Annotated in this window: 13 protein-coding genes; 4 read left to right on the top strand and 9 right to left on the bottom strand. The window is 68.0% G+C overall.

Translation table 11 applies throughout. From position 1 onward, the window contains the following. Positions 1–18 precede the first annotated feature (18 nt). The 5 genes from OG558_RS17560 to OG558_RS17540 all read right to left on the bottom strand — a co-directional run bounded on the left by OG558_RS17560 (position 19) and on the right by OG558_RS17540 (position 4,278). On the bottom strand, positions 19–186 hold the full coding sequence (locus tag OG558_RS17560; protein WP_329484398.1) for a hypothetical protein: 168 nt from the start codon (positions 184–186) through the stop codon (positions 19–21). Continuing rightward, positions 183–929: a carbohydrate ABC transporter permease gene (locus tag OG558_RS17555; RefSeq protein ID WP_405072179.1), complete on the bottom strand. Its 747-nt coding sequence runs from the start codon at positions 927–929 to the stop codon at positions 183–185. Before OG558_RS17555 ends, OG558_RS17560 begins: the two co-directional genes overlap by 4 nt. A 137-nt stretch (positions 930–1,066) precedes the next feature. Continuing rightward, on the bottom strand, positions 1,067–2,131 hold the full coding sequence (locus OG558_RS17550; RefSeq protein WP_329484396.1) for a sugar ABC transporter permease: 1,065 nt from the start codon (positions 2,129–2,131) through the stop codon (positions 1,067–1,069). A 94-nt stretch (positions 2,132–2,225) separates the two neighbouring features. Further along, positions 2,226–3,542, bottom strand: a complete 1,317-nt coding sequence (locus tag OG558_RS17545; RefSeq protein ID WP_405071217.1) for an ABC transporter substrate-binding protein — start codon at positions 3,540–3,542, stop codon at positions 2,226–2,228. Positions 3,543–3,858: 316 nt separating this feature from the next. Next, positions 3,859–4,278 (bottom strand): cobalamin B12-binding domain-containing protein, encoded by a 420-nt coding sequence (locus OG558_RS17540; RefSeq protein ID WP_329484394.1) that lies wholly within the window; start codon positions 4,276–4,278, stop codon positions 3,859–3,861. A 136-nt stretch (positions 4,279–4,414) separates the two neighbouring features. Between OG558_RS17540 and OG558_RS17535 the strand changes: the two genes are divergently transcribed. From OG558_RS17535 to OG558_RS17520, 4 genes are all read left to right on the top strand, one after another. Continuing rightward, positions 4,415–5,275 (top strand): esterase/lipase family protein, encoded by an 861-nt coding sequence (locus OG558_RS17535; RefSeq protein WP_405071216.1) that lies wholly within the window; start codon positions 4,415–4,417, stop codon positions 5,273–5,275. Positions 5,276–5,486: 211 nt separating this feature from the next. After that, entirely contained in the window at positions 5,487–6,389 is a 903-nt protein-coding gene (locus tag OG558_RS17530) for a M23 family metallopeptidase (protein ID WP_405071215.1), read from the top strand. 49 nt (positions 6,390–6,438) lie between these two features. Continuing rightward, the gene (locus OG558_RS17525; RefSeq protein WP_405071214.1) at positions 6,439–6,714 is read left to right on the top strand and encodes a DUF6886 family protein; all 276 of its coding nucleotides are present in this window, start codon (positions 6,439–6,441) and stop codon (positions 6,712–6,714) included. Beyond that, positions 6,678–8,006, top strand: coding sequence for a lanthionine synthetase LanC family protein (locus OG558_RS17520; RefSeq protein ID WP_405071213.1), 1,329 nt, complete (start codon positions 6,678–6,680; stop codon positions 8,004–8,006). The genes OG558_RS17525 and OG558_RS17520 overlap by 37 nt, the downstream gene beginning before the upstream one ends. On the opposite strand, the gene OG558_RS17515 is transcribed toward OG558_RS17520, so the two are convergent. The 4 genes from OG558_RS17515 to pcrA all read right to left on the bottom strand — a co-directional run bounded on the left by OG558_RS17515 (position 7,996) and on the right by pcrA (position 12,761). Next, positions 7,996–8,976, bottom strand: coding sequence for an NAD(P)-dependent alcohol dehydrogenase (locus tag OG558_RS17515; protein WP_405071212.1), 981 nt, complete (start codon positions 8,974–8,976; stop codon positions 7,996–7,998). The two genes, OG558_RS17520 and OG558_RS17515, sit on opposite strands and share 11 nt — an antisense overlap. Positions 8,977–9,057: 81 nt before the next feature. Next, positions 9,058–9,732 (bottom strand): TetR/AcrR family transcriptional regulator, encoded by a 675-nt coding sequence (locus OG558_RS17510; RefSeq protein ID WP_405071211.1) that lies wholly within the window; start codon positions 9,730–9,732, stop codon positions 9,058–9,060. A gap of 44 nt (positions 9,733–9,776) precedes the next feature. Then, positions 9,777–10,337 (bottom strand): hypothetical protein, encoded by a 561-nt coding sequence (locus OG558_RS17505; RefSeq protein ID WP_405071210.1) that lies wholly within the window; start codon positions 10,335–10,337, stop codon positions 9,777–9,779. Between the two features lie 105 nt (positions 10,338–10,442). Then, positions 10,443–12,761 carry a DNA helicase PcrA gene (gene pcrA, locus OG558_RS17500; RefSeq protein ID WP_405071209.1) on the bottom strand — a complete coding sequence of 773 codons (2,319 nt, stop codon included), beginning with the start codon at positions 12,759–12,761 and terminating at the stop codon, positions 10,443–10,445. Positions 12,762–12,821: the final 60 nt, after the last annotated feature.

Below are 12,821 nucleotides of genomic sequence, written 5' to 3'. Positions count from 1 at the left end.
GCCGTTTTCTTGTAGCTGCTAGCGGAACCGAGCGCGATCCTGACGATCCCATCGGTCCCGGTCCTCCCGGTCGCGGCGGTCCCGCTCCTCGCGGTCCCGCCGATCCCGGTCTTCGCGATCCCGCCGATCCCGGTCCTCCCGGTCCCGGCGGTCCCGCTCCGCCGCCTGCCGGCGGAACCAGCTCACTTCACGCCACCTGCCGTGAGGCCGGCCACGATGCGGCGCTGGAACAGCAGGACGGCGATCACCAGCGGAATCGTCACCACCACACCGGCGGCCATCTGGCTGCCGAACGGTTGGTCACGTCCCGACGCACCGGTGAACTGCGAGATCACCACGTTGGCGGTCTGGAACTCCTTCTTGTTCACCATGCTCAGCGCGATCAGGAACTCGTTCCAGGCCGCGATGAAGGTGATGATCGCGGTGGTGAACACACCCGGTGCGGCCAGCGGCAGGATCACCTTGCGGAACGCCTGGGCCGGCGTACAGCCGTCCACCATCGCGGCCTGCTCGAGCTCTCGCGGCATCTGCCGGAAGAACGCGGTCAGGAGCCACACCGCCAGTGGCAGCGCGAACGACAGGCTGGGCACGATCATCGCCTGGTAGGTGTTGATCCAGTTGATGTTGACGAACAGCTTCTTCAGCGGGATCACCAGCGAGATTCCCGGGAACATCGAGGTGACGATGATGATCGCCAGCACGAAGTTCTTGCCCCGGAACTCCAGGCGGGCCAGCGTGTAGGCCGCCACCATCCCGATGAGCAGCGTCAGGACCGTCACCGAACCGGCCACGATCAGGCTGTTCAGCAGACCACGCTGGAACCCGGTGCCGGACTTGAACACGTCCGAGTAGTTGGTAAACGAAATGGGCGACGGGATGGCCGAGTTGTCGAACTGGTCGGTCGGCCGGCGCAGCGACGACACCACCATCCAGAAGAACGGCAGCAGGCAGTAGAGCACGATCACCGCGACACCGAGCAGCGGCAGCCAGCGCCGGTACCACGGCGCCTCGGCCGCCTTGACGTCGATCACCCTTGGGGCCTTGGCCTTCTCAGCAACAACAGTCATCATTCACCTCCTAAGCCGCCACCGGCGGTCAGTCCGGCCACCGGAGCGCCTGGGTCCGCCTGCCTGGCCCGGCCTCGCCCGTTCCTCGCGTTCTTCTTCGGCTTCCGCTGGATGTTGTCACCGAACACGTCGGCACCGAGCAGCTTCACGAACACGTACGCGACCACGGCGACGTAGATGAACAGCAACGTCGCGTACGCCGCCGCCGGCCCGTACCGGGTCTGGTTGGCTTCGAGGTATGCCAGGATCGACAGCGTCTCGACCGACTCCTTGTTCGGGCCGACCAGCACGAACGGCAGGTCGAAGATCCGCAGCGTGTCGAGGATGCGGAACAGCACTGCCACCAGCAGTGCCGGCTTCACCAGCGGCATGGTGATCCGGCTGAACGTCTGCCAGACGGAGGCGCCGTCCACCTTCGCCGCCTCGTACACGTCGGTCGGAATCGTCTGCAGGCCCGCGAGCACCAGCAGCCCGATGAACGGCGCGGTCTTCCAGGTGTCGGCGACGATGACTGACGCCACCGACTGCCAGCCCTCGGTGGACCACAGGATCTGGGTGCCGAGCACGTTGTTGGCGATACCGTCGGCCTGGAAGATCCACTTCCACAGGATCGCCGAGACGACGGTCGGGATCGCCCACGGGACGAGGATGCTGGCGCGCACGACGCCGCGGCCCCTGAACGCCTTGTGCATCACCAGGGCCATCGCGACACCCAGCACGGTCTCCAGGACCACACACGCGACGGTGAAGAACGTGGTGTTCCAGAAAGCGTTCCAGAATCGGGCGCCGGTCTCGCCGGAGAAGATCGCCGTGTAGTTGTCGAGACCCACGAATTTGGAGCCCTGGACGATGAAGCCCGACGCGTCGATCTGTTGACCGCTCGTGTACAGCGACTCGCGCAACGCCGCGATGATCGGCAGACCGACGACGAGGATCAGCACGATCATGGTCGGCGACAGCAGCAACGCGGCCAGCCGGCCGGTGCCCTCGTTGAACGAGCTCCGCTTGGGCTTCTTGGTGGTCTCCGGTGTCGGTCGCTCTGCGACCGGGACGGATGTACTCACCTCTGCCTCCTTCTCTCCGCCCACCTGCGGCGGGCAGCGACAGGCCGGGGCCGGCACGTAGCTGTGAAGCTGCGCGCCGGCCCCGCCGCTTCGGTCATTGCGTGATGAGCGAGCTCAACTTGGTCTGCAGCTGGGTCAACGCGTCCTTCGGCGTCGTCGTGCCGGTCAGAGCGCCGTACGCCGCCTCCTGGATCGCGGTGGTGACGTCGCCGTACTTGACCACCTTCGGCCGCGACTTCGCGCCCTCGATCGAGGCCTTCAGCGGAGCCAGGTACGGGAACTCCTTGTTCAGCGTGGGGTCGTCGTACAGCGAGGCCCAGGTCGGCGCTTGCGACGTCTTCTCGATGTTCGCCTTCTGCCGGTCCTCGCTGGCCATGAACTTGATGAAGTCCGCCGAGGTCGCCTTGTTCTTGGCGAACTCCGAGATTGCGTAGTTGTGACCACCCAGGGTGGAGACACCCGCACCGGTCAGACCCGGCAGCGGCGCGACCGCGAACTTGCCGGCGACCTTCGACGAGCCGTCGGTCTTGCCGGCCAGCGCGTACACGTACGGCCAGTTGCGGTGGAAGAGCAGGTTGCCCTCCTGGAACGCCCGGCGGCCTTCCTCTTCCTTGTAGGTGATGGCGGCCTTCGGGATGAAGCCCGTCTTGAAGCCCTCGGTCAGCGCGGTCAGACCGGCCAGCGCCTCTGGGGTGTCCACGTTCGGCTTGCCGTCGTCACCGACGACGACTCCGCCGGCACCGTTGACGGCCTCGGAGAAGTTCACGGTCAGGCCTTCGTACTTCTCGAACTGGCCCGAGTAGCAGCCGATGTTCTTGGCCTCCGGCAGTGCCTTCACCTTGGCACAGGCGGTGACCATCTCTTCCCAGGTCTTCGGCGGCTGCAGACCGGCCTTGTCCAGCAGGTCCTTGCGGTAGTACAGCAGACCGCCGTCGGACGTGACCGGGACGCCGTACAGCTTGTCGCGGTACTTCGCGGTGTCGACCGTTGACGGCAGCAACTTCCCCAGGTCCGGGAACTGGTCCGGCTGCAACTCGGTGACCCAGCGGTTGGCCGCGAACTCAGGGGTCCAGACCACATCCAGGTTCAGCACGCTGAACGCGTCGGACTTGTTCTGCGCGTTCGAGATCATCTGCGCGCGCTGCTGGTCCGCGGACTCAGGCAGCTCCGACACAGTGACCTTCTCGTCCGGGTGCTGCGAGTTCCACGCAGCGACCTGGTTCGTCAGGTTTCCGGACGTGTCCTTGCCGGTGGCAAACGTGATCGGGCCGCGACCCTCAAGCGCTCCCCCGGACGAGGTACCTCCGCTGCTCTCATCGTTCCCGCCACCACACGCGGATGCGAGCAGCACCAGGCCGCCGGCGACGGCCAGTGCGACCGCCTTGCGTGTGTGTGATCGTTCAAACCTCATCGTTTACCTGCCCTCTCCCAATTGGGACATCGCTTGGTCCTGCGTCAGCGGGTCACAGTCCCCCACCGCGCTGCGATCCCGCATGTCCGGACAGTAACCGACAACGGGGGTGATGTGTCCTGAGCCACACCCCTGCCGCTGGACAGCCTCTGAAACGGACAGCCGCATGGCTGTATGCGACCGCGATTCGACAGTCCGCACAACCAGGTGGTTCTTAACGATTCGGTATTACCGGGCAGTAACCCACCTGAACGGACAGTATTCGTTCAGATCGACTCCAGGCAGTCGCCATCACGCTCCGGAGCGGATCCGCGCCTCAGGAAGTGGAGGCCGATGCGTCGCCGACGTTGCCGCGGACCCACTCGACGATCTCGGTGGTCGTGGCGCCCGGGGTGAAGATCTTGTGCACGCCGAGCTCGGCCAGCGGCACCAGGTCGGCATCCGGGATGATGCCGCCGCCGAACACCACGATGTCCTCGGCCTCGCGCTCGACCAGCAGCTCGCGGACCCGCTTGAACAGGGTCATGTGCGCACCGGACAGCACCGACAGCCCGATCGCGTCGGCGTCCTCGGCGATCGCGGTCTCGACGATCTGCTCCGGGGTCTGGTGCAGGCCGGTGTAGATGACCTCCATGCCGGCGTCTCGCAGCGCCCGGGCGACCACCTTCGCGCCGCGGTCGTGGCCGTCCAGGCCAGGCTTGGCGACGACGACGCGCAGAGGACTCGTAGCAGGCATGTTGGCAGGCTAACCGGTCCGTACCTCACGGATAAGACACGGAGGCGTGTGTTCCCCGCCACGCGCGAAGGGATCCGGTTACCTTGGAAGAGATCGGACCGTTCGGGGGGTCTGGTTTTGGTGTGAGGAGTCGACCATGACTACCTGGCAGGACGACGTCCGCGGCGCGCTCGACGGACTCGCGTACGGCGCCCGCTCCGCCCTCTCGCCGCGCGTGCTGCACGGCGCGGCCGTGGAGATCGGCTGGCTCACCACCCACCTGGCGATGTATCCGCTCGGTCTGGTCGGCAGCTCCGGCGCCCCGGCCCAGCGACTCACCCTGGCCGGCCTGACTCCGGCCCAGCGCAGCCTGCTGGTCAGCGACGTCCGCGCCGCCGGTACGCCGATCCTGCTGGCGCACGGGATCATCGACAACCACACGATCTTCGCGCTTATGCGCCGGCAGCTCCACCGGCGCGGTTTCAGCAGCATCCACACGTTCTCGTACTCACCTCTGACGCTGGACGTACGCCGTACCGCCGAGCGGATGGGTCAGGAGATCGAGGCGATCTGTGCGGCCTCCGGGTCGGACAAGATCCACGTCATCGGGCACAGCTTGGGCGGACTGATCGCGCGGTACTACGCCCAGCGGCTCGGCGGTGACGAGCGGGTGCACACCTGCGTCACGCTCGGGACGCCGCACCAGGGCACGATGGCGGCCCGGCTGCTGCCGTGGCCGCTGGTCAAGCAGGTCCGGCCGGACAGCGACCTGATGGCCGAGCTGGCCGAGCCGGCGCCGGACTGCCGGACCAGGTTCGTCGCGTTCTACAGCGACGTTGACCAGTTGATCGTGCCGCAGCGGCGGGCCCGGATCCGGCACCCGGATCTGGTCGCGAGTAACGTGCGGGTCCGCGGCGTGGGCCACCTGTCCCTGCCGTTCCACGGCGAGGTCGTGCACCAGATCACCGCGGCGCTGGCCCACCTGGACGAGGCCGAGGCACCTGACCGAACCGCCTGAGACCAACCTGCCTGACCGGGCAGCTAACCAGACGCCCAGAGCCGATGCACGTGCAGGCGCTCATGCAAAAGTTTCGTGAAGGTGGCGGGGAAAAGTGGGTGGCGGGGTTTGTGGCCTCGTGACTGATCCGTTATCGTGCGTGAGTCCCCAGCGGGAATAAACCCCGCCGAGGACGGACGAAGCCCCTCCCCTGTGACCGAAAGGCCACGTTGTGTCCCAGCACGGTGTCGCGGGAGACCGCGTCACGCCCGGCAACGCTGCGCGCAAACCCGGCGCAGGACGTCATAGTGCCAAGCATCGCGTCGCCAGGCGTAACACTCCGAGTAGTACCCAGATCGTCGGTCTGACCGCAGCGCTTGCTGCAGCGGCGGGAGCTGTCGGTTTCAGCCACAGCTCGCTCGCCTCGCCGACCCAGGCGAACTCGGCGGTGAACCTTGCCGCATCGAGCTTGGACAACGGGCAACTGTCCGGCATCACCACCGCGCGGATCCAGGCCCGTCAGCTCGCCACCCGGGACTCCTCCCGGGTCCAGTTGGCCGGCAACGACACGAACAAGAAGCAGGCCGCGGCCGCCCAGCTGGCGAAGGCCCGGGCCGCCAAGCTCACCGCCACCCAGGCCCTCACCACCAAGCGCGCGACCGCGCTGGCCGCCGCGAAGGCCAAGGCCGACGCCGACGCGAAGAAGGCCCGCGAGTCGGCCACCCGCTGCGAGATCATGGTCACCGGCTACCACATCACCGCCACCTTCGGTCAGGGCGGCACCCGCTGGGCGCACAACCACACCGGCCTGGACTTCGCCGCCCCGATGGGCACGCCGATCCACAGCGTGATGAAGGGCGTGGTGATCTTCGCCGACTGGGCCGGGCCGTACGGCCGCCAGGTCCAGGTCCGGCACGAGGACGGCACCGTCACCTGGTACAACCACATGTCGAAGTTCAGCGTGTCGGTCGGCGAGACCGTGTACGCCGGTGACCAGGTCGGCGCGATCGGGATGACCGGCAACACCACCGGCCCGCACCTGCACTTCGAGGTCCACCCGGACGGCGGCGAGGCGATCGACCCCACACCGTGGCTCCGCAACCACTGCGGGCTGGACCCCTACACCGCGGGCTGACCCGGTAAACCTCAGCACCACCACGTCGTACCTGACTAAGCTGCGGCGCATGCGTCCGGCACCTGGCGAGGTCCTGCATTTCTCCGAACACCCGACCATCGAGGTCTTCCGGCCGTACGTCGCGAAGACGGCCGGACAAGTCACTCCCTACGTGTGGGCCGTCGGCCACGACCGGGCCCCTGACTACTGGTTCCCGAGGCAGTGCCCCCGCGCGAAGGCCGGCATTCAGCTGCGCCTGCTGAACCGGCTGCACGACTTCTGGGCCGAGACCGTCGCCAGCACCCTCGAGTGGAGCGGCATCCGGCTCCGCCACGCCCGGCCATGACGTCGTACGCCGGACTCGCCGAAGTCGCGTGGACCTGGGTGCTCGACCAGGTGCAGTGGGACGACGACGGCCCGTGGATCCCGGAGGCGGCCGGTGGCGAGAAGCCGGACGAGTACCGCGACGGCATGCACAGCGGCATCGGCGGGCTCGCCCACACCCTCGCGGAGATCAGACTCACCCGCCCGTGGACCCCCGACGAACAACTCCTGGCCGACGCCATCGCCGACCGCATCCGCACCACCATCCCGGGCGAAACGAGCATCACCTACTTCGACGGTCTGATCAGCGCGAGCGGCGTACTGACCGCGCTGAACGAGCCCGGCTCGGCCGCAGCCGTGGAGCGGGCCGCCGAGATCGCCACTCCCGACGGCTGGCCGGAGAGCTTCCTCCAGAAGGACGCGTACCTCCCGAATGCCGTCGCGAACGACGCGACGCTCGGCACCGCGGCCGCATTGCTCGGCGCTCTCTGGGCGCACCGCCACGGCGAGGACGCACAGCCGCTGGCCGATCGGGCCGCCGACCTCCTGCTGGGTGAGCAGGAGGAGTTGCCGACCGGTCTCAACTGGCAGTTCGTGTCCCGCCGGTTCCTGCAGGATGAACCCCTGCAGATGCCGAACTTCTCACATGGGCTGGCGGGGATTGCGGCTGCTCTGGCGGTGGCTGGTGTGGAGTTCGAGCGGCCGGAGTTGGTGGACGCGGGGCGGCGAGGGGCCGAGCACCTCGTGACTCTGGGGATCCTTGACGACAAGGGGTTCCGGGTGCCGCGGGTGATTCCGTGGGCGGAGCGGCACGGCGACGAGTTCACCTACAACTGGTGCCATGGCGGCGCTGGTACGGCGTTGCTGTTCAGCGCACTCGAGTACGCTGGAGTCGGCCAAGTGGCTGGTGAGTCGCCGCTGACCTGGCGCCGGCGCTGCCTGGACAGCGTCCGGTACTCCGGGATCCCCGAACGCCTCTACCCCGGTTTCTGGGACAACGACGGACGCTGCTGCGGTACGGCGGGAGTCGGCGATGCGTTCCTGGACGCGTGGCACCGCGACGGCGATCCGCAGGACCTCGAGTTCGCCGTGCGGCTCGCGGATGCCGTGGTGGAGCGGGCGATCCACGACGGCCCGTCGGCGTACTGGCGTTTCATCGAGCACCGCGATGACGAGCCGCTGTTGCCGCCGGGCGTCGGGTGGATGCAGGGCGCGGCCGGGATCGCGGCGTTCCTGTTCCGGGTCGAGCGGGTGCTCGACGGCGGCCACGAGGCGGTCGAGCGGATGGACAACTGGTGGGCGCTCAGACGGTGAGGACCACCTTGGCCCGGGCGTGCTCGGCTTCCAGATAGCGGAGTGCGTCGGCCGCGGCCGACAGTGGGTAGGTCCGGTCGATGGCCGGGACGAGCTTCCCGGACTCGGCCAGTTCGGACAGCGCCACGAGGTTGGCCTTGTTGATCGTCGGCTTCAAAAGAACCACGCGCTGGCTGACGAACGGGGCCGAGACCATTCCTCTGACCATCAGGCCGACCGGGCCGAACAGGCTGCCGCCGGTGAACACGCCACCGCCGGACAGCACAAGGGTGCCGTTCCGGACCAGAATCCGACGGAGGGCGGTCAGGGACCGATTGCCGACGAGATCGAGCACCACGTCGTACCGCCGGCCGGTGCGGCTGAAGTCGGCGGTGGTGTAGTCGATGACGTCGTCGGCACCGATCGACCGGATGAGCTCCACGTTCCTGGTACTGCATACGCCGGTCACCTCGGCGCCCAGTGCCTTGGCGATCTGGACCGCGAAGGTGCCGACGCCGCCCGAGGCACCGTTGATCAGGATCTGCTGCCCTGGCTGGAGCTTGGCGACGTCACGCAGGCCGACCAGCGCGGTGGTCGCGGCGAGCGGGATCGACGCCGCCTGCTCGTAGCTGAGGTTGGCCGGCTTCGCCGCGACCGCATCGTCCGGTACGGCGACGTACTCGGCGAAGGCGCCGATGGCATCGCCGTAGACCTCGTCGCCGACGCGGACCCCGGTCACCGACGGGCCGACCGCCTCGACCCGGCCGGCAAAGTCGGTCCCCCGGATGCGGACGTTCGGCCGGCGCCAACCCAGGTCGGCGGACGGGCGGACGATGTACGGGTCGCCCCGCAGGATGTGCCAGTCGCGGGCGTTGAGCGCCGCGGCGTGAACCCGGACCAGCACCTCCCGGTCGCCCGGTACCGGCTGGTCGACGTCGGTGAACTCCAGGACGTCGGGTGATCCGTACTGGTCCTGAACGATGGCCTTCATGTCCGCCCCTTACGTTGTAAGTCTTACGCCGCAAGGCTGACTTACGGCGTAAGAATCGTCAAGGGCTCAAGAGGTGGGAAGTCAGCGGAGCCGGTCGAGACCGTCGAGGATGAGATCGAGGGCGAACTCGAACTCGGCCTGATCGTCACACCAGCCCAGGGTGGAGTCCGGATCGTCGTGGGCGATCTCGCTCAGCATGCCGACCAGGTTCGGGAGCTGATCGGCCAGGTCCACGAGCATCCGGTCGGACTCCGCGCCGGCGCCGGCGGATGGATCGAACAGTTCCTGCGAGAAGCCCAGAGCCCTGCTGCCCAAGGCATGCAGCGCGTGGTGGACGAGGTCGTAGGAGAAGCCGCCGGCGTGCATCAGCCCGACCAGCCGGTCGTGGTAGCGGACGACCTCCGGACTCATCGTCGTCCGCGTCTCGAAGAGCCGTGGAGCCCACGGGTGCCGCAGCATGATCTCGCGCGCGGACAGGATCCGCCGGCGCATGGCCGTCTTCCACTCCGCCGCCGGAAGGTCGATCCGGTCCACGACGTCGTTGATCTCCGTCATCACCAGCTCGACGATGCCGTCCAGCAAGGCTGCCTTGCTGGACACGTGGTAATACAGCGACATCGCCTCGGCGCCGAGCGCGTCACCGATCCGGCGCATCGTGACGGCGTCGAGCCCGTCGGCGTCGGCGATCGCGACCGCGGCCCGGAGCACCCGGTCCCGGCTCAGCGGAGTCCGCGGCTCAGACGCCTGGGTTGCCACCTGTATCCCCTTCCCACGCAGGATTCGTACAGCGTAAGGCAGGGTCAGCGCTGCCAGACCTCGGCGGTGGTCAGGAAGGCCGACGAGCCGGGCTTGTCCGGGGAGCCGTCGACCTGGACGAAGCCGGGGACCGAGGCGCCGCCGATCGACACCGTCGCGGAGCGGACCGGAGCGATGACCAGGCTCAGGCTGTGGTTGCCGTCGGCGAGCGGGAAGTTCTCGGTCGCGAACAGCCGGCGGTCGAGGACACCGCCCATCTCGATCTGGATGTCGGCCGCCTTGGCGCTGAGGCCGTCGGCGAGGTTCATCGAGACCTGGACCAGGTCGCGCTCGACCGCGGGCTCGTGCCAGGGCAGGCCCTGCACCTCGAGGAACGAGCGGACGAAGTACCGCTCCAGCCAGGAGGCCAGGTCGACGTCCTCGGACACCACCCGGACGATCCCGTCGAACCAGAGGACCACCGCCGTACCGGCGCCGCGGATGGACCAGTCGACCATCCAGATCGACGCGTACGCGGTGACCTTGCCGGTCTCGTCGAACAGCCGCAGCCCAGGGTTGGCCCCCGCCAGGATGATCCGGCGGTTGCTACCCGAGGACTTGGACATGAGGGAGGACGCTTCCGGGAGGGGCCGAAGAGCCTTGATTGTCTCAATCTCCGGCCGGGACGCAATGTAAACGTCCAAAACCTTGACGGAGATATGCCCCGGCCGTCAGATCTTCTCTACCGGTGCGTAGCGCAGCAGCAACCTCTTGACACCCTCGGAGCCGAAGTCGATGTCTGCCTGGGCTTGCTGACCGTCGCCGCGAACGACCACGACCGTGCCCATGCCGAAGGTGTCGTGGACCACGCGGTCACCCGGGTTGAGGCTGATCACCGGCTTGTCGGACGCCGTCCGCCGCGGTGGCTCGTAGCGACTCGAGATGCCGCTGCCCCGGGTCGTCCCGGTGCCGGACCAGCGGGTGATCGCGGACTCGTCGCGGCGCCAGTCGAGCAGCTCGGCCGGGATCTCCTCGAGGAACCGGGACGGCGGGTTGTGCTGCGGAGCGCCGTACGCCGAGCGCACAGCGGCTCGCGAGATCGCCAGTCGCTGCCGGGCCCGGGTGATGCCGACGTACGCGAGCCGGCGCTCCTCCTCGAGCTCCTTCAGGTCGGTCAGCGACCGCGAGTGCGGGAAGACGCCGTCCTCCATCCCGGTCAGGAACACGACCGGGAACTCCAGGCCCTTCGCGGTGTGCAGCGTCATCAGCGTGACCACGCCGCCGTCGTCGGCCGCGTCCGGGATCTGGTCCGCGTCGGCGACCAGCGCGACCCGCTCCAGGAACGCCTGCAGGTCGGCGGCCTCGCCGGCCGCGGTCCGCTCCTCGACGAACTCGCGCGCGACCGAGATGAATTCGTCCAGGTTCTCAAGGCGGGTCTCGTCCTGGGGATCCGGTGACTTCTGCAGCTCCTCGTAGTACCCGGAGCGGTGCAGTGCGACGTCCAGGATGTCGTCCGGGGGGGCACCCGAGTCGACCATCGCGGTCAGCTCGTCGACGATGTCGATGAAGGACTGGACGGCGTTCACCGAGCGCGAAGCCATCGCCGGGGCGTCCTGGGCCCGGCGCAGCGCCTGGGCGAACGAGATCCGGTCCCGCGCGGCGAGCGCCTCGACGGCGGCCTCGGCCCGATCGCCGATGCCGCGCTTGGGCACGTTCAGGATCCGGCGCAGCGAGACGGTGTCCTCGGGGTTGGTCAGGATGCGCAGGTACGCGAGCGCGTCGCGGACCTCCTTGCGCTCGTAGAACCGGACGCCGCCGACCACCTTGTACGGATGGCCGGTGCGGATGAAGACCTCTTCGAAGACCCGGGACTGTGCGTTGGTCCGGTAGAAGACCGCGACATCGGACGGCTTGACCCCGTCGGCGTCGGCCAGCCGGTCGATCTCGTCGGCGACGAACTGCGCCTCGTCGTGCTCGTTGTCGGCGACGTACACCGCGATCTGCTCGCCCTGGCCCTGGTCGGACCAGAGGTTCTTCGCCATCCGGCCCTCGTTGCGGCTGATCACCGCGTTCGCCGCGGTCAGGATGTTCTGGGTGGAGCGGTAGTTCTGCTCGAGCAGGATCGTCTCGGCGCCGGTGAAGTCCTCCTCGAAGGCGAGGATGTTGCGGATCGTCGCACCGCGGAACGCGTAGATCGACTGGTCGGAGTCGCCGACCACCATCAGCTCGGCCGGCGGCGCGGTCGGGCCGTTGTAGTTCGGCTCGTCCTCGCCGCAGAGCTCGCGGATCAGCGAGTACTGCGCGTGGTTGGTGTCCTGGTACTCGTCGACGAGCACATGACGGAAGCGGCGGCGATAGTACTCACGGACTTCGGGGAAGGCCTGCAGCAGGTTGACCGTGGTCATCAGCAGGTCGTCGAAGTCCAGCGCGTTCGCCTGGGCCAGCCGCTCCTGGTAGATCCGGTAGCACTCGGCGTACGTCTCCTCGAGGTGGTTCGAGGTCTTCGCCGCGGCCGTCTCGTGGTCGATCAGCTCGTTCTTCTGGGTGCTGATCCAGTTCAGCACGGCCCGCGGATTGTACCGCTTCACGTCCAGGTCGAGCTCGCGGCAGACCAGCGTCATCAGCCGGCGCGAGTCGGTGTCGTCGTAGATCGAGAACGTCGAGCTGATCCCGAACCGCTTGATGTCGCGACGCAGGATCCGGACGCAGGACGAGTGGAAGGTGGAGACCCACATCAGCTTCGCCCGCGGACCGACCAGCTCCACCACGCGCTCGCGCATCTCGGCGGCGGCCTTGTTGGTGAAGGTGATCGCGAGGATCGATCCCGGGTGCGCGTCGCGGGCCGCCAGCAGGTAGGCGATCCGCCGGGTCAGCACCCGGGTCTTGCCGGATCCCGCACCGGCCACCACCAGCAGCGGCTTGCCGGCGTGCACGACGGCGGCCCGTTGCTGCGGATTGAGCCCGTCCAGCAGCGATTCCGGGTCGGTCCGATGCTTGGTGGGCTCCTCCAGCGGCACCGGGAGCTCGTCAGGCGAGAACAGCGTAGTCATCACCCAACACCTTAGGCGCTCGCTCCGACAGTTACCGAACGCCGGTTCGAACCGCGCGTC

This window comes from Kribbella sp. NBC_01510 (assembly GCF_045040325.1).
Classification (GTDB): domain Bacteria; phylum Actinomycetota; class Actinomycetes; order Propionibacteriales; family Kribbellaceae; genus Kribbella.
This window is presented reverse-complemented; position numbering and strand designations above follow the sequence as displayed.